The organism is Burkholderia sp. 4NA327C6, from assembly GCF_005502655.1.
In the GTDB taxonomy this organism is placed as follows: Bacteria; Pseudomonadota; Gammaproteobacteria; order Burkholderiales; family Burkholderiaceae; genus Burkholderia; species Burkholderia contaminans.
On record NZ_SCNZ01000012.1, the window covers coordinates 65,177 to 87,642 of the forward strand.

Below are 22,466 nucleotides of genomic sequence, written 5' to 3' on the forward strand. Positions count from 1 at the left end.
CGGCCCGCGCCCGCCGCCTTGAAGCACTGAAGCACTGAAGCACTGAAGCACTGAAGTCACCGTACCGCTCTTCGTCGTCCGTCGTTCTACGCAGTACCCCCGCTGTTCGCTGTTCATCGCTCTTCGCTGTTCTTCGCTCTTCGCAGTCCGTCGTTCCGCTGTTCCTCGTTCTTTCCCCGCGCCACGCCGGCAAGCGCGCACCGTTCCTCCGATTCCCGCGGCATGCGGCCTCGAACGGCCGTCGTCCGTCTTTTTTCAGGAGCCTCGCCATGTCGCTCGCCGTGGTGCGCAGTCGCGCGCCCGCCTCCGGCCGTGCGCCGGACGTCACCGTCGAAGTCCATCTCGCCAACGGGTTGCCGTCGTTCTCGATCGTCGGCCTGCCCGATCTCGAAGTCCGCGAAAGCCGCGAGCGGGTGCGCGCCGCGCTGCAGAACTGCGGCTTCGACTTCCCCGTGCGCCGCATCACCGTCAACCTCGCGCCGGCCGACCTGCCGAAGGAGTCGGGACGGTTCGACCTGCCGATCGCGCTCGGCATCCTCGCCGCGAACGGCCAGATCCCGGCCGACGCGCTGGCCGGCCGCGAATTCGCGGGTGAACTGTCGCTGACGGGCGCGCTGCGGCCGATGCGCGGCGCGTTCGCGATGGCGTGCGGCGTGGCGCGGGATTGGCAGGTGGCGGAAAGCGGCGCGGCTTCCGGCCTGGGTTCCGGCACGTTCTCCGGTTCAGGCGACGGTGGCCGGGAGGCCGGCCCGCAGCCGCACTCCGCCGCCGCGTCGAACGCCCCCGAGCTGTACCTGCCGCTCGCCAGCGCCGCCGAGGCCGCGCTCGTGCCGGGCGTCACCGTGTTCGGCGCGCCGGACCTGCCCGCGCTGTGCGCGCACCTCACCGGCGCGCCCGACGGGCGGCTCGCGCCGGTCGCGGCGCCGTGCCTCGACGGCCTGCCGATGCCGGCCGCGCCCGATCTCGCCGACGTGGTCGGCCAGCGCGGCGCCCGCCGCGCGCTGGAAGTCGCGGCCGCGGGCGGCCATCACATGCTGATGGTCGGGCCGCCGGGGGCCGGCAAGTCGATGCTGGCCGCACGGCTGCCGGGCCTCCTGCCGCCGCTGACCGACGACGAGGCGCTGACGTCGGCGGCGCTCCTCTCCGCGAGCCGCCTCGGCTTCTCGCCCACGCAGTGGCGCCGGCGGCCGTTCCGTGCGCCGCATCACTCGTCGAGCGCCGCCGCGCTGGTCGGCGGCCGCAACCCGCCGCAACCGGGCGAGATCACGCTCGCGCACCTCGGCGTGCTGTTCCTCGACGAACTCCCGGAATTCGACCGGCACGTGCTCGAAATGCTGCGCGAGCCGCTGGAGGCCGGCCGCATCACGATTTCACGTGCGGCCCAGCAGGCCGACTTTCCGGCCGCTTGCCAGCTGATTGCCGCGATGAATCCGTGCCCGTGCGGCTGGCACGGCGATCCGTCGGGGCGCTGCCGCTGCTCGCCTGACGTCGCCGCACGCTACCTGCGCAAGCTGTCGGGGCCGCTCGTCGATCGCATCGACATCCAGATCGACCTGCCCGCGCTGTCGCCCGCCGAACTGGCGACGCGCACATCGGCGCCCGGCGAGCCGAGTGCCGCGGTCGCCGCGCGGGTTGCGCAGGCGCGTGCGCTGCAACTCGATCGGCAGGGCAAGACGAACCACATGCTGAGCGGCCGCGAGACCGACGACCTGTGCCGGCCGACCGACGAAGGCGAACGGCTGTTGCGCGAGGCCGGCGAGCGCTTCGGCTGGTCGGCGCGCGCGTATTACCGCGTGCTGAAGGTCGCGCGGACGATCGCCGACCTGGCCGGCGACCCGCTGCCGACGGCCGCGCAGATCGCCGAAGCGATCCGCTACCGGCGCGCGCTGACGGCGCTTTGAACGCCCTCGGAGGACAAAATCCGGCTGTCAAGACTTGACTTATGCACAATTCCGCGAATCCGGCCCCGGATCAGGGCTCGGTGAGACCTTTGCGGCACGGAATCCGTATCTCCTTGTTTTGATTCACCTTTCCCAAAAGGCAAGCGAGCGACCAAACAGGCCGGAAGGCCGTCCCGCGCGGCTTGGCGGGAAATCCGGGCAACTTTTCAACAAAGTTATCCACATGCGCTGTGGATAGCCGAAAAAACCTCGCAAAATCCGGCGACTAGCGTCGAAAGCTGCGAATGAACTTTCAGTTGCCACCGCGTGTCTGAGCGCCCTCGCCGGCCGCCGTCAGTCGAGTTTGAACGACCCGAAAAACTGGTCGAGCTGCTCCTGCGCGAGCGGCCCGTCGGCAATCACGACAGCCTGGTACGCGTGCCGGCCGCGCGCGGCGAGCCGCGCGACGATCGTCTTGTGCGTGCGATCGCCGCCGGCCGCCGCGCCCGCGACGCGCAGCTCGAGCCCGTTCACCGCGCCGCCGGCCGCGAGCGGCACGGGCACCGACGCCGTCTGCGGCGCGCCCGCGAGGTTGCGGGACAGCCCGGCGCGCAAGAACTCGAGCGCCGCGCGGCGCGTGTCGTCACGGTCGTCCGGCAGCGTCAGCGTGCCGACCGCGAACACCGCGCCGTCGACGTGCGCGGCCTGCATCCGCATCGGCATCGACGTGCCGCCGATCGCCACCGGCTGCTCCTCGACGGTCGGCTTCGCCGGCAGGTCGATCGTGTAGCCGGCATCGTTGTGCAGCGTGCGCCAGTCGTACGACGGCGAGCACGCGGCCAGTGCCGCGCTCACGCACGCGAGCGCGGCGAAGTGTCGCAACGGGCGAAAAAGGGGGCGCAACGAAACGATGACTTCCTTCGGCATGGCGTGGATCGGGCAGGCAAAACGGGCATTATCCGCTGAACGTGAAATCCGGGATGTGTGCCCGCCGTCGGTGCGCAAGCCGCATTCGCGCTAAAATGAGCGTCGAATTTCGATGTCCTTTGCATTGATCCGCGTCATCGACCGACTCCGAGAGCACCAGATGAACACCACGCCTCCCGTCCGGCGCAGCGCCGGCCCCGCCCGCTACATCGTCGCCGCCGTCGTCGTCGCGGCGATCGCCGTCGCCGGCTTCTTCGCATTCAACGGCAAGTCCAGCGTGCCGGACGCCACGTTCACGCTGCTGTCGGGCCAGAAGGTCTCGACTGCAGGCGATCTGAAAGGCAAGGTCTATCTCGTGAACTTCTGGGCGACGAGCTGCGCAACCTGCATGCAGGAAATGCCGCAGATGGTCGATACCTACAACCGCTTCAAGGGTCAGGGTCTGGAATTCGTCGCGGTCGCGATGAACTACGATCCGCCGATGTACGTCGCGAACTACGCGCAGACGCGCCAGTTGCCGTTCAAGGTCGCGCTCGACGACGGCAGCGTCGCGAAGCAGTTCGGCAACGTGCAGCTCACGCCGACCACCTTCGTCGTCGACAAGGACGGCAAGATCCTGAAGCGCTACGTCGGCGCGCCGCAGTTCGCGGAACTCGACGCACTGCTCAAGAAGGCACTCGACGGCAACGCGGCCTGAGCGCCGCCCGATCCGGCTCGAAGGGCCGCGCACCGCGCCCTTCCCCGCACGACGGACCGCATGACCGGGCAACCCGGTTCCGCGGTCCGTTTGCTTTTCAGCGCTCGGTTTCGCCTTTCGCCGACAGCCCGTAGCGCTTCATCTTCTCGTACAGCGTCGCCTTGCCGACATGCAGCCGGTCGGCCGTCGCGGCGACCGCGCCGCCCGTCTGGTTCAGCGCCTCGGCGATCACCGCGCGCTCGAACTGCTCGATGCGCTCCTTCAGCGTCTGCTCGTTGTCGGCGTTGTCGCCGCTCGCGCCCGTCTCCTGCGGCATGTCGGCCACGCCGAGCACGAAGCGGTCGGCCGCGTTGCGCAGCTCGCGCACGTTGCCGGGCCAGTCGCGCTGCATCAGGCTCGCGCGCTGCCGGTCGGTGAGCACCGGCGCGGGCCGCGCGTAGCGCACGGCCGCATCGAGCATGAAATGCTCGAACAGCGGCACGATGTCCTCGCGGCGCTCGGCGAGCGGCGGCAGCGCGATCGTCACGACGTTGAGGCGGTACAGCAGGTCGCGCCGGAACGTGCCGGCCGCGACGAGCTCGCTCATGTCGCCTTTCGCAGCCGCCACCACGCGGCAGTTCACGCGGATCGGCTGGTTCGAGCCGAGCCGCTCCAGCACGCCGTCCTGCAGCACGCGCAGCAGCTTCACCTGCAGCGCGAGCGGCATGCTTTCGATTTCATCGAGGAACAGCGTGCCGCCGGACGCATATTCGAGCTTGCCGACGCGGCGCTTCGCGGCGCCGGTGAACGCGCCGGGCTCGTAGCCGAACATCTCCGACTCGAACATCGGCTCGGGCAGCGCGCCGCAGTTCACCGCGATGAACGGCTTGTCGCGGCGCGGCGACAGCTCGTGCAGGCTGCGCGCGATCAGCTCCTTGCCGGCGCCGGTGTCGCCGTTGATCAGCACCGACGCATCGGTCGGCGCGACGTTCGCGATCAGCTTGCGCACCTGCTCGATTGCCGGACTGCGGCCGATGATGCGCGGCGCGACGACGTTCTGCCCTGCCAGCTCGCGCCGCAACGCGTGGTTCTCGAGCACGAGCTCGCGGCGCTCGAGCGCGCGGCGCACCGTCTCGATCAGGCGCTCGGCCGCGAACGGTTTTTCGATGAAGTCGTACGCGCCGTCGCGCATCGCCTGCACGGCCATCGAGATGTCGCCGTGCCCGGTGACGAGGATCACGGGCACGTCGGGCACGCGCTCGCGGCACTGCGCGAGCACGTCGAGCCCGCTCGCGCCGGGCAGCCGGATGTCGCTGACGATCGCGCCGGCGGTATCCGCGACGATCGCCTTCTCGGCCGCTTCGGCCGACTCGAAGCCGGCGACGTCGAACCCCGCCAGCTGAAGGCTCTGCACGCTGGCGCGGCGAACGAGCGCATCGTCTTCGATATAGATCACTTGCAGCCGGTTGGCCATCGTACTCACTTGCTCCTGACGGGCCGCGCGGCGGCAGCGCGCGCGGCGTCGTTGATACCGATCGTGCGCCGATCGGGCGGGCGGCGTGGCGCGCCTAGCGCGAGCCCGCCGGCTCGGACACGGAGTCCGGATGATGCGTGCGGGCGCGCCGCAGCGTCAAGACGAACAGCGCGCCGCCCGAGGGCGCGTTGCGCGCTGTGAGCGCACCGCCCGCATCGCTCGCGATCGACGACGAGATCGCGAGGCCGAGCCCGAGCCCGCGCCCCATTTCCTTGGTCGTGAAGAACGGCTCGAACAGGCGCGGCAGCAGGTCGGGCGCGATGCCGCTTCCGTTGTCGCGCACCTCGACCGCGAGCGTGGCCGCCGACACCGCGATCGTCACCTCGATCGCCGGCGCCGCCACGCCCGCGACCGCGTCGAGCGCGTTGCCGAGCAGGTTGATCAGCACCTGTTCGAGGCGCAGATCCTCGCAACGGGCGACGAGCTCGGGATAGTCGCGCGCCAGGTCGAGCGGCACATCGTGCGCGGGCGACACGGTCGCGTCCTGGAGCGTCAGCGTGAGCGCAACGCCGCGCAGGCGCTCGTCGAGCAGCGACAGCACGCTGCGCAGCGCGCGCACGACGAGCGCCTGCTCGTTGCGCGGCTTCGCGCGGCCGACGAACAGCTTCAGCTGGTTCGTGATCTTGCCCATCCGCTCGGTGAGCGCGGCGATCGCCTCCAGGTTCTCGCGCGCGGCCGCCTGCTCGCCGCGATCGAGCAGCACGCGCGTGTTGTCCGAGAAGCTGCGCAGCGCCGCGAGCGGCTGGTTCAGTTCGTGCGTGATGCCGGCCGCCATCTGACCGAGCGCGGCGAGCTTGCTCGCCTGGATCAGTTCGTCGTGCGCGGCGCGCAGCTCCTGCTCCGCGCGGATCCTGTCGCCGACTTCCTTCTGCAACTGCTCGTTCGCCTCCGACAGGTCGGCCGTGCGCTCCTCGACGCGCCGGTTCAGCTCCGCATAGGCCTGCTGCAGCAGCGCGCGGCCGCGGATCATTTCCCGCACGCGCGCGCGGCGCATCCGCCAGTAGAACGCGAGCAGCGCGACCGACACGAAGCCGAAACCGGTGACGATCGTCGCGTTGCGCGCATCGGCGTCGACGGGCGCGATCGGCGCGAGCGTGACGAGCAGCCAGTCGGGCTCGCCGATCCGGCGCTTGCTCGCGAGGTAGCGCGGCGCGCGCAAGCCGGGGCCTATGCCGGCCGCTCCGAGGCGCACGATCTCCGCATCGGGGCCGAGCACCTGCTCGATGCGCAGCGGCAGCGGCGTGACGGGCTGCTGCGCGTACTGGCGCGTCTCGTAGATCGACTCGGCGACGGGCCCCGTGAGCGGCCGCAGCGTGTGGTACTTCCATGCGGGCACCGACGACAGGAACACGACGCCGTGATCGTCCGCGACAACGAGCGGCTCGGACGCATCGGCGCCCTGGAACCATTCGAGATTGAGCTTCACGACGACGACGCCCGCGATCTTGCCGTCGCGCCACACCGGCTGCGAGATGTAGTAGCCCGGATCGCGCGAGATCGTGCCGATCCCGAAGAAGCGGCCGACCTGGCCGTTCATCGCGTCGAGGAAATACGGGCGGAAACGGTATTCGGTTCCGACGAAGCTGTCGGGCGCACGCCAGTTGCTGGCGGCGACGCACAGGCCGTCCGCGCCGATCACGTAGGTGACGGTCGCGTGCGCGTGTTCGTTGAGGTCTTCGAGATAGCGATTGACGCGCCCGGTGTAGTCGGCGCGCTTCGGATCGGCAAGCAGCTCCTGCACGTACGGGTGGCTGCCGAGCAGATAGGGCAGCGACTCGTAGCGGTCGAGCGTGCTCTTGAGCGCGTTGGTGGTGCGGTCGACGCGCACCGCGGCGTTGCGCTGCAGCTCGGCGACGCCGCGCCGCCAGGTGATCGTCCACGTCAGCGCGCACGCCGCGGCTAGCGCGGCGGCAAGCACGACGAGAATGAGCAGGCGGCGCGTCACGGTCGAGGCTTCCTGGCGATGCGGATCGCCTATTGTGTCATAGGCCCCCGCCCCTCTGCGCTGGCCGCCGCGGGCCGCGCCGGCGGCGGGCGGTGCCGCCGCCTGCTCCTTCATGCCGTCAGACGCCGGCCGTCTCGGTCGGCGTCACTTCGCCGCCGCCCTTCAGCGCCTGGCGCAGCTTGTTGCGGTCGAGTTCCTTCTCCCAGGCCGACACGACGACCGTCGCGACGCCGTTGCCGACGATGTTGGTCAGCGCGCGGCACTCGCTCATGAAGCGGTCGATACCGAGGATCAGCACCATGCCCGACAGCGGGATCGTCGGCACGACGGCCAGCGTCGCGGCGAGCGTGATGAAGCCCGCGCCCGTGACGCCGCTCGCGCCCTTCGACGTCAGCATCGCAACGGCCAGCAGCGTGAGCTGCTGCATCCACGTCAGTTCGATGTTGGTCGCCTGCGCGATGAACAGCACGGCCATCGTCATGTAGATGTTGGTGCCGTCGAGGTTGAACGAATAGCCGGTCGGCACGACGAGGCCGACGACCGAACGCGAGCAGCCTGCCTTCTCGAGCTTTTCCATCAGCTGCGGCAGCGCGGCTTCCGACGAGCTCGTGCCGAGCACGATCAGCAGCTCTTCCTTGATGTACGACACGAAGCGGATGATCGAGAAGCCGGTGAAGCGCGCGATCGTGCCGAGCACGACCAGCACGAACACGACCGACGTCAGGTAGAACGTGCCGATCAGCTTGAGCAGCGGCACCAGCGAGCCGACGCCGTACTTGCCGATCGTGAACGCCATCGCGCCGAACGCGCCGATCGGGGCCAGCTTCGTGACGATGTGCACGATGCCGAACAGCACGCGCGTGAGCCCGTCGATGAAGTCGGTGACGACCTTGCCGCGCTCGCCGAGGTGCGCGAGCACGCTGCCGAACAGCAGTGCGATCAGCAGGATCTGCAGGATTTCGCCCTGCGCGAATGCATCGACCATCGTGTTCGGGATGATGTGCATCAGGAAGTCGACCGTCGACTGCCCGTGCGCCTTCGCCGCGTACGACGCGACGGCCTTGCCGTCGAGCGTCGCCGGATCGATGTTGAAGCCGACGCCCGGACGCAGGATGTGCGTGGCCGCGAGGCCGAGCACCAGCGCGAAGGTCGACACGATCTCGAAGTACAGCAGCGCCTTGCCGCCGACGCGGCCGACCTTCTTCATGTCCTCCATGCCGGCGATGCCGGTGACGACCGTACAGAAGATGATCGGGCCGATCACCATCTTGATCAGCTTGATGAAGCCGTCGCCGAGCGGCTTCATGTCGGTGGCGATCGACGGGTAGAAGTGGCCGAGGATCACGCCGACGATGATGGCGAAGATCACCTGCACATAGAGCACTTTGTAGAAGGGTTTCTTCTTCACGATGGTTCCTGCAGAAGTAGATGAGCCGATGGAAACGGCGTCACGCGCGCGGACGAATGTCTCAGGGGAAAGGCATTCGCCCGCGCGGCTGCCGTGCCGCAACAAGCGATGCCTCAGGACGTCCGGAGGGGGAGGAAGGCAGTGGTCATCGATTGTCTCCTTGCTTGCTGTAGTAGTTCGGCCGTGGGATGGCCGTGCGCTTTATATTGCAAGGTCAATGCCAGGTTCCTGAAACCCGTCAAACCTTTGTATTCATTGTATTTCTCATAATGCGGCAGGCAAGGAAATCCGGGATTCCGGATTTCCGGAAAATATCCGTCCGGCGATCCGGACGGAGGCATCGTTTCATCAGACGAATCAATGCTGCACGGCCCGGCCGGCCAGCACGCCCGTCTGCGCGTAGAACTCCTGCTGCGTGAACGCGTCGCGCTCGCGGCGTGCGCGCTCGCCGCGATCCGCGAGCGAGCCGACGACGATCCCGATGAAGGCGAGCGGCACCGACACGAGCGCCGGGTTGTCGAGGAACACCGGCGCGTGCGCGTGGTGCAGCACGTCGACCCACACCGACTTCGACAGCACCGTGAGCGCGACCGCCGACACGAGGCCGAGCCCCCCGCCGAGCACCGCGCCGCGCGTCGTCATCCCGCGCCAGAAGATCGACATCGCGAGCACCGGGAAATTGGCGCTCGCGGCCACCGCCGCGACGAGGCCGACCATGAACGCGACGTTCACGTGTTCGAACAGGATCGACAACCCGATCGCGACCGCCGACAGCGCGATCGTCGCCGCGCGCGAAATGCGCATCTCGACGCGTTCGTCGGGCTTGCCGCGCGCCCACATCTGCGCATACAGGTCGTGCGAGATCGTCGTCGCGCCGGCAAGCGTCAGGCCCGCGACCACCGCGAGGATCGTCGCGAACGTGACGGCCGCGATGAACCCGTAGAACCAGTTCCCGCCGACCGCCTGCGCGAGCTTCACCGCGACCATGTTCGAGCCGCCGAGCAGGTCGTGCGTCAGGTTGAACGTGCCGTTCGCGCCGACCTTGAAGAACTCCGGATGCTGCGCGAGCAGCACGATCGCCGAGAAGCCGATCACGAAGGTCAGCAGGTAGAAGTAGCCGATGAAGCCGGTCGCGTAGAGCACCGACTTGCGCGCCTCCTTCGCGTTCGGCACCGTGAAGAAGCGCATCAGGATGTGCGGGAAGCCGGCCGTGCCGAACATCAGCGCGATGCCGAGCGACAGCGCGTTCGCAGGATCGCGGATCAGCTTGCCGGGGCCCATGATCGACAGCGCGCCCGGATGCACGGCCACCGCGCGGCGGAACATCTCGTCGACGCTGAAGCCGAATTCGCCGAGCGCGAGCACGACGAGCAGCGTCGCGCCGCACAGCAGCAGCACGGCCTTGATCACCTGCACCCAGGTGGTGGCCGTCATCCCGCCGAAGAACACGTAGACGACCATCAGCACGCCGACGATCAGCTCGGCCGTGCCGTACGACAACCCGAACAGCAGCTGGATCAGCTTGCCCGCGCCGACCATCTGCACGACGAGGTACAGCACGACGATGGTCAGCGAATTCGCGGACGTCAGCAGCCGGATCGGCCGCTGCGCGAAGCGGTACGCGACGACGTCGACGAACGTGAACTTGCCGAGGTTGCGCAGCGGCTCGGCGATCAGGAACATCACGAACGGCCAGCCGACCAGAAAGCCGATCGAGTAGATGAGCCCGTCGAAGCCGAACATGAACACCATCCCGGACAGCCCGAGGAACGACGCGGCCGACATGTAGTCACCCGCGATCGCCAGCCCGTTCTGCAGCCCGGTGATGCCGCCGCCGGCCGTATAGAAGTCGCGTGTCGAGCGTGTGCGGCGCGCGGCCCAGCGCGTGAGCGCGAGCGTCGCGAACACGAACGCGAAGAACATCCCGATCGCGACCGGGTTCAGTTCGACCTTGTCGGGCATCGGGCCCGCGACCGATACCGCGTGCGCGGCGGAGGAAGCGAGAACGGCAGGCGCGCCGAGCGCCGTCGAGAGTCGTCGCATGTCGGCCTCCGTCACGAACGCTGCAGGATCGCGTCGACGCGGCGGTCGAACGCACGGTTCGCGCGCAGCACGTAGCACGCGGTCAGGCCGATCGCGACCAGGATGATCGCGACGCCCGCGGCGATCCCGACCGTCATCGTCGCACCGCGGTACAGCGGCGCGGCGAGCACGTGCGGCGCGAGCGCAACGAGCAGGATGAAGCCGTAGTACGTGGCGATCATCAGCGCCGTCAGCGTGAAGCTGAAGCGGCGCCGCGCCCGCACGAGCTGCTGGTAGTCGCGGCGCGCCGTGACCGATTCGATGACGGAAAGCTCCATGGTGTCTCCTTCGCCTCGTCTGTTCGCAAGGCGTGTCTTGTGGATGGCCGGCGCGTCAACCGATCCGCCCGCGCCGCGGCGGTGCAATGCAATGTGTTCTGCCCGTGCATGGGCGTGCGCTCAGACCACGCGATCCGCACGCAGCCGCGCGACCTCGTCGGCCGACATCCCGAGCCAGCCGCCGAGCACCGCGTCCGTATCCGCGCCGAGCACCGGGGGCGCACCGCGCACCGGCAACCGCGCCCCATCGAAGCGATACGGTGGCGCAAGCACGTCGACGCCGCCCGCGACCGGGTGCGGCTGTCGCGTGACGAGCCCCGCGCGCGTCGCGCGTTCCGACTTCAGCGCTTCGTGCAGCCCGAGCACTTCGCCGCACGGAATGCCTGCATCGGCGAGCGCCGTGAGCAACGCCGCGCGCGGCCGGCGTGCGAGTTCGCCGCAAATCTCGGGCAGCAGCTCGGCGCGGTTTTCCGAACGGCCGAGGTTGGTCTTGTAGCGCGCGTCGGCCGCGAGATCGGGCCGCTCGATCGCGTCGCAGAAACGCGCGAACTGCGTGTTGTTGCCGACCGTGATCACGAGCGGGCCGTCGGCCGCGTCGAACACACCGTACGGCACGACCGACGGATGCGCGTTGCCGTAGCGCGGCGGGTCCTCGCCCATCAGCAGCGCGTCGAGCCCGTAGTACGCGGTGATCATCAGCCCGCAGTCGAACAGCGCCATCTCGATGCGCCGCCCGCGCCCCGTCGCATGGCGCTCGTACAGCGCGGCGAGGATCGCCTGCGCGGAATACATGCCGGTGAACAGGTCGACCGCCGCGACGCCGAACTTCAAGGGCGGCTGGCCTGCCTCGCCGTTCAGCGCCATCAGCCCGGCCTCGCCCTGCACGACGAGGTCGTAGCCGGGCCGCGCGGCCTCGGTGCCCGAGCGGTCGTAGCCGGAAATCGCGCAGTGCACGAGGCGCGGATTCAGCTCGGCCAGCGCATCGTAGCCGAGCCCGAGCTTTTCCGCGCCGCCGAACTTGAAGTTGTGGAGCACCACGTCGGCCTGCGCGGCCAGCTCGCGTGCAAGGCGCCGCCCTGCTTCGGTCTGCAGGTCGAGACAGATCGAGCGCTTGCTGCGGTTTACGCTGTTGAAGTAGGTCGTCTCGGTGTCGCCGATCCTCAAGCCCCAGTCGCGCGTGTCGTCGCCGCGCGCCGGATGCTCGACCTTGATCACTTCCGCGCCGAAATCGGCGAGCACCATCGCGCACCACGGGCCCGCGAGCACGCGCGAGAAATCGAGCACCTTCACGCCGGCCAGCGGCAATGCGCGCGATTCGTTCGTCATCCTTGTCTCCTCCATTCGCGTCGTTCGTTATTTACTGTTTCGACAGCGCGATGTAGCGCACGAGGTGATGATCCTCGTCGCCGAGCTGGTGATCGATCATCACGAGCCGCTTCGCGTAGTGCGACAGCGGCAGCTCCCACGTCATCCCGATCCCGCCGTGCAGCTGGATGCTCTCCTCCGCGACGAGCGTGCCGATCCGGCCGATGCTGTATTTGGCGGCGGCGAGCGCGCGTTCGCGCACCACGCGCGGCGCATCGAGCTGCGCGGCCGCGTTGATCACCGCCGAGCGCGCCTGCTCGACTTCGAGCAGCAGGTCGGCCATCCGGTGCTGCAGCGCCTGGAAGCTGCCGATCGGCAAACCGAACTGCTTGCGCGTGCGCAGGTAGTCGAGCGTGTACTCCTTCGCCACATCCATCGCGCCGAGCGCTTCCGCCGACAGCGCGAGCAGCCCGTAGCCGAGCACGCGTTCGAGCAGCTCCGCGCCGGCCTCGCCGTCGTGCGCGCCGAGCGCGGCATCGGCCGGCAGCACGACGCGTTCGAAGCGCACCTCGGCCGCGCGGCCGCCGTCGATCTTCCGGTAGTCGCGCAGTGATACGCCCGGTGCATCGGCCGGCAAGACGAACAGGCCGATGCCGGCTGCATCGTCGTCATGACCCGACACGCGCGCGCTGACGACGAAGAACGCCGCCTGCGCGGCCTGGTCGACGACACCCTTCGCGCCCGTCAGCACCCAGCCGTCACCCGAGCGTTCGGCACGCGTGCGCACGGTCGTCAGTTCGTAGTGCGAGCCCGGCTCGTCATGCGCGAACGCGGCGCTCGCGCGGCCGTCGATCAGCGCGGCCAGCCAGTCGCGATGCGCGGCGCCGCCGGCGAGCGACAGCGCACGGCCCGCGAGCAGCGCGCCGAGGAACGGCTCGACGACGAGCCCGCGCCCGAGGCATTCGAACACCACGGCGATGTCGAAGCCCGCGCCGCCGAACCCGCCGTCGGCTTCGGCAAACAGCGCGCCGACCGTGCCGAGTTCGGCAAAGCGCCGCCACATCGCGCGATCGAACCCCTCGGCCGACTGCGCGATGCGATCGCGCACCGGGAACGCATACTGCTCGGCGATGAAGCGGTTCAACGTATCCGCCAGCATCCGGCGGTCTTCTGTGTGCTGGAAATCCATCGTCGCGTCCCTCGTTACAGCCCGAGCATCATCTTCGCGATGATGTTCTTCTGGATCTCGTTCGAGCCGCCGAAGATCGACAGCTTCCGGTTGTTGAAATACTGCTGCGCGGCGCTCGCGGCGTCGTCCGGGCCGACCGGCTCGCCGTCGTAGTCGGCATCGAGCGCTTCCTCGACGAACGGCTGCGCGTACGGCCCCATCGCGCGCCGCATCAGCGCGGTGATCTCCTGGCGGATCTGCGTGCCGCGGATCTTGAGCATCGAGCTTTCCGCTCCGGGCGCGCCGCCGCCCGCGACCGCGGCCAGCACGCGCAGGTTGGTCGTGCGCATGTTCTCGAGCTCGATCTCGACGCGTGCTACGCGCGCCGCGAAGAACGGATCGTCCGCGAGCGGCCGGCCGTTCTTCGTGACCTTCGCGGCCACCGCGCGCAGCCGGTCGAGCGCGGCCGTCGAGAAGCCGATCCCCGCGATGTTGGTGCGCTCGTACGTGAGCAGGTATTTCGCGTAGGTCCAGCCGCGGTTCTCTTCGCCGACGAGGTTTGCCGCAGGCACGCGCACGTCGGTGAAGAACACCTCGTTGACTTCGTGCTCGCCGTCGAGCGTGATGATCGGGCGCACCTCGACACCCGGCGTGTTCATGTCGATCAGCAGGAAGCTGATGCCCTCCTGCTTGCGCACGTCGGTCGCGGTGCGCACGAGGCAGAAGATCATGTTCGCGTAGTGGCCGAGCGTGGTCCACGTCTTCTGGCCGTTCACGAGATAGTGCTCGCCCTGCGCGTCGATGCCGCGCACCGCGCTCGTCTTCACCGCCGCGAGATCGGAACCGGCGCCCGGCTCCGAGTAGCCCTGGCACCACCAGTCGGTGCCGTCGAGGATGCGCGGCAGCCAGTGGCGCTGCTGCGCCTCGTTGCCGTACTTGATCAGCACGGGGCCGAGCATGTTCACGCCGAACGGCACGATGCGCGGCGCACCCGCGAGCGCGCATTCGTTGTCGAACAGGAACTTCTGCGCGACGCTCCAGCCGGGGCCGCCGTATTCGCGCGGCCAGTGGCTCGCGAGCCAGCCGCGCGCGTTGAGGATCGCGTGCCATTCGCGCATGTCGTCGCGCGTGAGATGCAGGCCGCCCTTCACCTTGCGCGCGATGCGCGCGGGCAGTTCGGCTTGCAGGAAGCGCTGCACTTCCGTGCGGAAGGCTTCCTCTTCAGGGGTGAAATTGAGGTCCATCTTCGGTCCGTGGCGAATGCGGTGGGCGTTCAGTCGATGCGGTTCAGGCTCGCGAAATCCGCGCCGCGCGCGACGAGATCGACGAGCAGCGGCGACGGCTTCCAGAACAGCGGATCTTCCTTCGCGAACGCGCGGATATCGGCGAGCACGTTCGCGAGGCCGATCGTGTCCGCGTAATGCATCGGGCCGCCGCGATAGCGCGGGAAGCCGTAGCCGTACAGGAACACCGCATCGACATCGAGCGGGCGCAGCGCGATCTTCTCGTGCACGACGTTCGCGCCTTCGTTGATCATCGCGGCGAGGTAGCGGCGCAGGATCTCGTCGTCGGTGAACGTGCGCGGCGTGATGCCCTTCTTCGCGCGTTCTTCGGCGACGATCGTCTCGACTTCCGGGTCCGGTGCGCCGACGCGCGCGCCGTCCGGATACAGGTAGTAGCCGCGCGCCGTCTTCTGGCCGAACCAGCCGCGCTCGCACAGCCGGTCGGAAATCTCCACGTAGCGCGAGCGCGGGTCGCGCGTCGCCGCGCGGCGCTTGCGGGTCGCCCAGCCGATGTCGCCGCCCGCGAGGTCGACGACCTGGAACGGGCCCATCGGGAAACCGAATTCGCGCACCGCGCGATCGATCTGGTACGGCGACGCGCCGTCTTCCATCAGGTAGTCGGCCGCCGTGCGATAGACCGCGAGGATCCGGTTGCCGATGAAGCCGTCGCACACGCCCGCGCGCACCGGCGTCTTCTTCAGCTGCTTGGCCAGTGCGAACGCGGTCGCGACGACGTCCGCGCTCACGCGCGCCGGCACGACTATCTCGAGCAGCTTCATCACGTTGGCCGGCGAGAAGAAATGCAGGCCGATCACGTCGGCCGGCCGGTCGATGCTCGCGGCCAGTTCGTCGATGTCGAGATACGACGTGTTGGTCGCGAGCACTGCGCCCTGCTTGCACACGCGCGCGAATTCGGCGAACACACCCTTCTTCACCGCCATGTCCTCGAATACGGCCTCGATCACGACGTCGGCCTGCGCAAGCGCGTCGTACGACGTGCTGCCCTTGAAGCGCGCGAGCCGCGCCGCGTGTGCGGCCGGCGTCATCCGCCCTTTCGCGACGAGGCCGTCATATACCTTCTCGACGTGCGCTCGGCCACGGGCGAGCGAGGCTTCGTCGCGTTCGATCATCGTCACCGGCAGCCCGGCATCGAGCGCCGCGACCGCGATGCCCGCGCCCATCGTGCCGCCGCCGACCACGCCGATCCGCTCGACCGGCCGCGCGCTCGCGCGCCGTGCCTCGGGCGCCTTCGCCGCTTCGCGCTCCGCGAAGAACGCATGCACGAGGCCCGCGCGCTGCGGGCTGTCGATGCACTGCAGGAACAGGCTGCGCTCGAGCTTCATCCCCGCGTCGAACGACTGCGTGAGCGCGGCCTCGACCGCGTCGACGATCTTCGCGGGCGAGAACAGGCCACGCGATTTCTTCGGCAGCTCGGCACGCGCCGCATCGATCGCAGCCTGCGCGGTCGCGCGGTCGGCCAGGCCCTGCGCATCGCGCGTGCGGCGCACCGGCGCGCCGAGCGACACGAGTTCCTGCGCATAGGCGAGGCCTTCAGCGAGCGTGTCGTCGCTGTGCGCGATGCGATCGACGAGGCCGAGCGCGAGCGCTTCCTCGGCACTCGCATGGCGGCCCGTCAGCATCAGGTCGAGCGCGGCCTTCGCACCGATCAGGCGCGGCGCGCGCTGCGTGCCGCCCGCGCCGGGCAGCAGGCCGAGCGTGACTTCCGGCAGCCCGAGCTTCGCGCCCGGCACCGCGAGCCGGTAATGCGCGGCGAGCGCGACTTCGAGGCCGCCGCCGAGCGTCGCGCCGTGCAGCGCGACCACGACCGGCTTCGTGCCCGATTCGATCCGCTCGCACACGTCGGGCAGCGACGGCGGCACGATCGGCTTGCCGAATTCGCGGATGTCGGCGCCCGCGATGAAGTTGCGGCCGGCGCCGACGATCAGCACCGCGCGGATCGCGTCGTCGGCGTGCGCGGCGTCGATCGCATCGGCGAGGCCGCGCCGCACGTCGGCGGACAGCGCGTTGACGGGCGGATGGTCGATCGTGACGACGAGCACCTTGTCGCGCCGTTCGCGCGTGACGGTGCCGGCCGGGCTGGCGGGGGAAGCGGGTGAGTTCATCGTGTCTCCTTGACGCGGCGACCGATGCGTCGACGCCGGTTCGTGGCTCACGGCCACGCGAGCGGCGCCGGGGCACCGGCCCCGGTCCCGCACGAAGCGGGACAAGATCCGGCCGTACGCCGGGCATGACCTGATTCTCGATTGATCGAGATTCATTGACAATTCCCTTCCGCTTTTACAAGCTGTCAAGTCTGACTTGACACTGAATGCTTCCGGCCGCGAGCGAGATTCATCAGCGGGACGGATCAGGAGACGCGACGCATGGACCTGAACGCGCTGACGCTGCTCGTCGAGATCCTCGACGCCGGCAATCTCAGCAAGGCCGCGCAGCGGCTCAAGATGAGCCGCGCAAACGTCAGCTACCGGCTGAACCAGCTCGAGCGCTCGATCGGCCAGCAGCTCGTGCGGCGCACGACGCGGCGCATCGAGCCGACCGAGATCGGGCTGAAGCTGTACGAGCACGGCCGGCGCATCCGCAACGAACTGCTCGCCGCGCAGGAATCGGTGACGACGCTCGGCCAGGACCTGCAGGGCCGCGTGCGGCTGTCGGTGCCGAGCGGCTACGGGCAGATGGTGATGTCCGACTGGCTGCTCGCGTTCAAGCGGCTGCATCCGGGCATCGTGCTCGACGTCGTGTTCGAGAACCGCGTGGAAGACCTGATGCGCGACGAGATCGACATCGCGGTGCGCGTGATGCCTGAGCCGCCGCAGAACCTCGTCGCGCGCGACATGGGCGCGGTGCGCTACGTCGCGTGCGCGTCCGCCGAATTCGCGGCCGAGCACGGGATGCCGGCGAGCCTCGGCGCGCTGTCCGCCGCCCCCGTCGTCACCGCGACGGTAATGGGCCGGCAGCTCAGGATCGCCGCGTATCTCGGCGACGAACGCCACGAGGTGCTGCTCGAGCCCACGCTGATTTCGGAGAACTTCCTGTTCCTGCGGCAGGCGATCCTCGGCGGGATCGGGGTCGGCATCGTGCCCGACTACGTGATGCAGGACGACATCCGGCGCGGCACGGTCGTCACGTCGCTCGACGCGTACCGGCTCAGCATCTTCGGCACGCACATGTACATGCTCTACATGCCGAACCGGCACCACACGCGTGCGACGTCGACATTCATAGAGTTCATCCTCGAACAGGCCGGAAAGACCGGCCGGGGCGGGCCCGGCGCGATGCGTCAGGGTTTCCTGTCGGGTGACAAGCCGCCGGGCGCGCGGCGACAATAGCGCGCCGGGGCGGGCAGCCGCGTTTCGCCGGCACCGTCGCCTCCTTCGAATTCACTGCTGCCGAGGGTTCAATGTTCGACCGGATTCGCCCGCATTCGCGCTCCTGGACGCTGCTCGCCGCCGTCGCGCTCGTCGCGTTCAACGCCGGCTGCACGTCCCCGTCCACGCCGCCGTCGGGCGCGGTGGTGCCCGTCGCCGCCGCCTCGGGCGCCGCCGTGCCGCTGCCCGGCTTCCACGCGCCCGAGCTGTCGTCAGGCTGGACCGACAAGCCGGGCTGGACCTCGCAACACTTCATGATCGCCGCCGCGAACCCGCTCGCGACGCAGGCCGGCTTCGACATGCTGAAGGCCGGCGGCACCGCGATCGACGCGGCGATCGCCACGCAGATGGTGCTCGCGCTCGTCGAGCCGCAATCGTCGGGGATCGGCGGCGGCGCATTCATGCTGTACTTCGACGGGAAGGCGACGCAGGCCTACGACGGCCGCGAGACCGCGCCGGCCGCCGCGACCGAGCGCCTGTTCTACGGGCCGACCGGCCAGCCGATGAGCTTCTACGAAGGTGTCGTCGGCGGGCGCTCGGTCGGCACGCCGGGCGTGCTGCGCATGCTCGACGCCGCGCATCGCGCGCACGGCAAGCTGCCGTGGCGCCGGCTGTTCCAGCCGGCGATCCGGCTCGCCGAGCACGGCTTCACGATCAGCCCGCGGCTTGCGATGCTGATCGCGAACGACCGATACCTGAAGAACGATCCGGCCGCCCGTGCGTACTTCTACAACGCGAATGGCTCGCCGAAGGCCGCCGGCACGGTGCTGAAGAACCCCGCGCTCGCGACCGTGCTGCGCCAGGTCGCCGACCGCGGCGCGAACGCGTTCTACAGCGGCGCGATCGCGCGCGACATCGTCACGAAGGTGCGCAAGCACCCGACCAACCCGGGCCTGCTGTCGCTGCAGGATTTCGCGCGCTACAAGGCGAAGGTGCGCACGCCGCTGTGCGCCGACTACCGGCGTTCGGTCGTGTGCGGGATGCCGCCGCCGTCGTCGGGCGGCCTCGCGATCGCGCAGATGCTCGGCATCCTGGAAGCGATGCCCGACTGGCAGCAGATCGGCGCGCAGAAACCGGTGCGCAACGACGTCGGCTACGAGCCGACACCGTTCGCCGCGCACCTGTTCAGCGAAGCCGGGCGCCTCGCGTATGCGGACCGCGCGCGCTATGTCGCCGATCCCGATTTCGTGCCGCTGCCGGGCGGCAGCTGGGCGAGCCTCACCGACAAGACCTATCTCGCGCAGCGCGCGCACCTGATCGGCGACAGCAGCATGGGCGTCGCGCAGGCCGGCACGCCGCAGGGCGCGACGCTCGCGATGGCCGACGACCGCAGCCCCGAGTTGCCGTCGACGTCCGACATCGCGATCGTCGACCGCTACGGCCAGGCGCTGTCGATGACGACCAGCATCGAGGATGCATTCGGCTCGCGGCTGATGGTGCGCGGCTTCATGCTGAACAACCAGCTCACCGATTTCTCGTTCGTGTCGAACGACAACGGCCGGCCGGTCGCGAACCGCGTGCAGCCCGGCAAGCGGCCGCGCTCGGCGATGTCGCCGGAGCTCGTGTTCGACAAGAAGACGAAGCAAGTGACGATGATCGCCGGCTCGGCCGGCGGCCCCGCGATCATCAATCACGTCGCGAAGACGCTGGTGGGCGTGCTCGACTGGGGGATGACGATGCAGCAGGCGATCGCGCTGCCGAACGTCGGGTCGATGAACGGGCCGACGCAGCTCGAACGCGGCCGCGTGTCGGAAGCCCTCGCCGACGGGCTGAAGGGCCGCGGGCACGACGTGCAGGTCGTCGAGATGAACTCGGGGCTGCAGGGGATCCAGCGGCTGAACGTGCAGGGGCAGACGGTGTGGTTCGGCGGGGCCGATCCGCGGCGGGAAGGGGTGGCGATGGGGGAATGAGAGGCACGCTTGTCAGCGAGCATCCCCGCAGCCGACCCACGCGGCCGATACGCAGCGGGTCGCTCAGTGCAGCGTGCCCGCCGCGCCGCAGCACTTCTTGAATTTCTTGCCGCTTCCGCACGGACACGGATCGTTGCGGCCAATTTTCGGTTCGGAACGCTGAATCGTGGTGGCCAGGCTCCGCTCATGCACGGCCTTGCGATACGGCAGCCAGTAACGGTAAATGGCGGCGATGCTCGCGGGAATCCGGTCGGCCAGAATTTCCCGCCCGCTCGGGTCGAGCATCAGCGTTGCTTCGTCGGACGACGCTTCGTTGGACGCGCGCTCATCGGCACCGAGCAAACGAAGTGGTTGCATCCAGTCCCGGCCTTGCGGGTCGTCGAAGAGCGGCTGCCAGTATTGCGCGGAAAGCGCGACGCCCTGCATGAAACCCGCTGCCCACGCCTCGGCATCGCGATATTCACGCACCTCGTCAGCGTACGTGACCGTGCCGAAAACGGGCGCAAACTCATCCGGATCGCGCTCCAAGCTGTGGATGACGCCGTTGTAATACCGCATCAGCAAATCGAGAACGCGCTGCGCTTGCTCGATCGAATCGAACGCCGGCGCATCGTCCTGCGTCGGTCCCCAGATACCGGGTAGCCATTCGCTCGGCAGCAGCGTCACCGGGCCTGCGGCAATCGCAGTCAAGTACCCATCGAGTCCTTCAAGCGTCAAGGTCTCGTCCGAAGTGACATCGGACAGCAGGAACCGGTCGAGTTCGCCGACTTCCGCTTGAGTAAGAGATTTCATCATGCAGGCACTGTACGTTGTCTGTCTTCGACGTACAACTCCCGGGTTATGCGCTTTACCGCGTCGCCCGCTCTCGCGTAATTCGGAGGCGCGCCAGCATGATTTGACCTTACCCTCTCCCCTTCCACGGCACCACCCGCCGCTCGACCCAGCGCATCGCGAGATCGAACAGCCACGCGATCGCGCCGATGATCAGGATCCCCATCACGACGATATCCGTGCGCAGGAAGCTCGATGCGTTGAGCACCATCTGTCCGAGCCCGGCGGTCGCGGCAACCATCTCGGCCGCGACGAGCGTCGTCCAGCCGAAGCCGATCGCGATCCGCAGCCCGGTGAGGATTTCCGGCAGCGCGGCCGGCAGCACGACGTGGCGCACGATCTGCGCGAAACTGCCGCCGAGCGAATACGCGGCGTTGATCTGCTCGACGGTTGCCGCGCGCACGCCGGCGCGCGCGGCCATCGCGATCGGCGCGAAGCACGCGAGGAAGATCACGACGAGCTTCGCCGTTTCATCGATACCGAACCAGATCACGACGAGCGGCAGGTACGCGAGCGGCGGCAGCGGCCGGTAAAACTCCAGCAGCGGATCGAGCACGCCGCGCGCAACGCGGCTCACGCCCATCAGGATGCCGGCCGGCACGCCGATCGCCGTCGCGAGCAGGAACGCGCCGAACACGCGCGCGGCACTCCACAACAGATGCTCGGACAACGGCAAGCCGCCCTGGATGCGACCATGCCACGCATCGACGAATGCCGTCCATACGGCCTCCGGTGCGGGCAGGAACAGCGGCGGCAACCACTGGCGATGCGTGGCGACCCACCACAGCACGGCCAGCACCGCGACCGTCGCCGTGCTCAAGGCCGCCGTCTTCCCTTCGCCCGGCAACCGGTAGCGGCGCGACGACGGTGCACGACGTTGCGCCGCCGGAGCCCGCGTGCGATCGCCTTGCTCGAAACCTGCGGCCGTGCGATCGGCCGCCCACGAATCCTGCGTGCTCATGCTGTCCTGCCTGTGCAAAGTGCTGATCCGACCGCGTCCGACCGACGCGCCCTGTCGCGCGATTTCATGCATCACGCGGCCGCCGCGACCGCTTCGTCGCGATGCAGATACGCGATCAGCCGCTCGCGCCACGCGATGAAATCGGGTGACGATTTCACCGCGCGTGCGTCGCGCGATTCGACATAGCGGCGCGCGAACGGCAGCTCGAAGGTTTCCGCGATCCGGCCGGGGCCGGGCGTCATCACGACGAGACGCGTCGCAAGGAACAACGCCTCCTCGACATCGTGCGTGATGAAGAACACGGTCTTGCCGGTGCGCGCCCACACGTCGAGTACGAGCGCCTGCATCGTGCCGCGCGTCATCGCATCGAGCGCGCCCATCGGTTCGTCCATCAGCAACACGCGCGGGTCGCTCGCGAGTGCGCGCGCGATGCCGACACGCTGCTGCATCCCGCCGGAGAGTTCGTACACGCGTGCGCGCGCATGGCGCTCGAGACCGACGAGCGCGAGCATCTCTTTCGCCCGCGCTTCGCGTTCGGCTTTCGACACGCGCGCGAAACGCAGCCCGAGCGCGACGTTGTCGAGCACGTCGAGCCACGGCAGCAACGCGTATTTCTGGAACACGACGCCGCGATCGGCGCCGGGGCCCGTGACCGGCACGCCGTCGACGCACACGTCGCCGGTCGTCGGCGCGACGAAGCCGGCCATGCAGTTCAGCAGTGTCGTCTTGCCGCACCCGGACGCGCCGAGCGCGACGACGAATTCACCGGACTCGATGCGCAGGTCGACGCGCGCGAGCGCCTGCGTCGTCGGCCTGCCGCGCTCGCCCGGATAGGCGACCGATACCTGACGGACTTCCAGCATGCTCATGATCGACGGGCTCCGCAACGAGT

The 22,466-nt window shown here is 68.9% G+C and carries 17 protein-coding genes; 4 read left to right on the plus strand and 13 right to left on the minus strand.

Annotated features, from left to right (window positions below; all coding sequences use genetic code 11):
- Nucleotides 1-269: 269 nt before the first annotated feature.
- Nucleotides 270-1,901: a YifB family Mg chelatase-like AAA ATPase gene (locus FFS49_RS14650; protein ID WP_105816765.1), complete on the plus strand. Its 1,632-nt coding sequence runs from the start codon at nt 270-272 to the stop codon at nt 1,899-1,901.
- A 333-nt stretch (nt 1,902-2,234) separates the two neighbouring features.
- On the opposite strand, the gene FFS49_RS14660 is transcribed toward FFS49_RS14650, so the two are convergent.
- Nucleotides 2,235-2,807 carry a hypothetical protein gene (locus tag FFS49_RS14660; RefSeq protein WP_105816764.1) on the minus strand — a complete coding sequence of 191 codons (573 nt, stop codon included), beginning with the start codon at nt 2,805-2,807 and terminating at the stop codon, nt 2,235-2,237.
- A 160-nt stretch (nt 2,808-2,967) separates the two neighbouring features.
- On the opposite strand from FFS49_RS14660, the gene FFS49_RS14665 reads away from it, so the two are divergent.
- On the plus strand, nt 2,968-3,504 hold the full coding sequence (locus FFS49_RS14665; protein ID WP_039346524.1) for a TlpA disulfide reductase family protein: 537 nt from the start codon (nt 2,968-2,970) through the stop codon (nt 3,502-3,504).
- Between the two features lie 97 nt (nt 3,505-3,601).
- On the opposite strand, the gene FFS49_RS14670 is transcribed toward FFS49_RS14665, so the two are convergent.
- The 9 genes from FFS49_RS14670 to FFS49_RS14710 form a co-directional block, all read right to left on the minus strand.
- Entirely contained in the window at nt 3,602-4,957 is a 1,356-nt protein-coding gene (locus FFS49_RS14670) for a sigma-54 dependent transcriptional regulator (RefSeq protein WP_105816763.1), read from the minus strand.
- A gap of 94 nt (nt 4,958-5,051) precedes the next feature.
- Complete coding sequence (locus FFS49_RS14675; RefSeq protein ID WP_105816762.1) at nt 5,052-7,076, minus strand: ATP-binding protein; 2,025 nt, start codon at nt 7,074-7,076, stop codon at nt 5,052-5,054.
- 4 nt (nt 7,077-7,080) lie between these two features.
- Nucleotides 7,081-8,370, minus strand: a complete 1,290-nt coding sequence (locus FFS49_RS14680) for a dicarboxylate/amino acid:cation symporter (protein ID WP_039346259.1) — start codon at nt 8,368-8,370, stop codon at nt 7,081-7,083.
- Between the two features lie 357 nt (nt 8,371-8,727).
- Complete coding sequence (locus tag FFS49_RS14685) at nt 8,728-10,413, minus strand: cation acetate symporter (RefSeq protein ID WP_105816761.1); 1,686 nt, start codon at nt 10,411-10,413, stop codon at nt 8,728-8,730.
- An 11-nt stretch (nt 10,414-10,424) separates the two neighbouring features.
- Nucleotides 10,425-10,730, minus strand: coding sequence for a DUF485 domain-containing protein (locus FFS49_RS14690; protein ID WP_071335156.1), 306 nt, complete (start codon nt 10,728-10,730; stop codon nt 10,425-10,427).
- Between the two features lie 120 nt (nt 10,731-10,850).
- Nucleotides 10,851-12,056, minus strand: coding sequence for a CaiB/BaiF CoA-transferase family protein (locus FFS49_RS14695; RefSeq protein WP_071335157.1), 1,206 nt, complete (start codon nt 12,054-12,056; stop codon nt 10,851-10,853).
- A gap of 31 nt (nt 12,057-12,087) precedes the next feature.
- Nucleotides 12,088-13,224, minus strand: a complete 1,137-nt coding sequence (locus tag FFS49_RS14700; protein ID WP_105816760.1) for an acyl-CoA dehydrogenase family protein — start codon at nt 13,222-13,224, stop codon at nt 12,088-12,090.
- A 14-nt stretch (nt 13,225-13,238) separates the two neighbouring features.
- Nucleotides 13,239-14,447 carry an acyl-CoA dehydrogenase family protein gene (locus FFS49_RS14705; protein WP_039346268.1) on the minus strand — a complete coding sequence of 403 codons (1,209 nt, stop codon included), beginning with the start codon at nt 14,445-14,447 and terminating at the stop codon, nt 13,239-13,241.
- Between the two features lie 29 nt (nt 14,448-14,476).
- Nucleotides 14,477-16,609 (minus strand): 3-hydroxyacyl-CoA dehydrogenase NAD-binding domain-containing protein, encoded by a 2,133-nt coding sequence (locus FFS49_RS14710; protein WP_105816759.1) that lies wholly within the window; start codon nt 16,607-16,609, stop codon nt 14,477-14,479.
- Between the two features lie 261 nt (nt 16,610-16,870).
- Between FFS49_RS14710 and FFS49_RS14715 the strand changes: the two genes are divergently transcribed.
- On the plus strand, nt 16,871-17,833 hold the full coding sequence (locus FFS49_RS14715; RefSeq protein WP_039346271.1) for a LysR family transcriptional regulator: 963 nt from the start codon (nt 16,871-16,873) through the stop codon (nt 17,831-17,833).
- A 71-nt stretch (nt 17,834-17,904) separates the two neighbouring features.
- On the plus strand, nt 17,905-19,782 hold the full coding sequence (gene ggt, locus FFS49_RS14720; RefSeq protein WP_105816758.1) for a gamma-glutamyltransferase: 1,878 nt from the start codon (nt 17,905-17,907) through the stop codon (nt 19,780-19,782).
- A gap of 63 nt (nt 19,783-19,845) precedes the next feature.
- On the opposite strand, the gene FFS49_RS14725 is transcribed toward ggt, so the two are convergent.
- From FFS49_RS14725 to FFS49_RS14735, 3 genes are all read right to left on the minus strand, one after another.
- Nucleotides 19,846-20,577 (minus strand): UPF0149 family protein, encoded by a 732-nt coding sequence (locus tag FFS49_RS14725; protein ID WP_105816757.1) that lies wholly within the window; start codon nt 20,575-20,577, stop codon nt 19,846-19,848.
- A 106-nt stretch (nt 20,578-20,683) separates the two neighbouring features.
- Nucleotides 20,684-21,646 (minus strand): ABC transporter permease subunit, encoded by a 963-nt coding sequence (locus FFS49_RS14730; protein ID WP_105816756.1) that lies wholly within the window; start codon nt 21,644-21,646, stop codon nt 20,684-20,686.
- Nucleotides 21,646-22,443, minus strand: a complete 798-nt coding sequence (locus FFS49_RS14735) for an ATP-binding cassette domain-containing protein (protein WP_105816755.1) — start codon at nt 22,441-22,443, stop codon at nt 21,646-21,648. Before FFS49_RS14735 ends, FFS49_RS14730 begins: the two co-directional genes overlap by 1 nt.
- Nucleotides 22,444-22,466 lie beyond the last annotated feature (23 nt).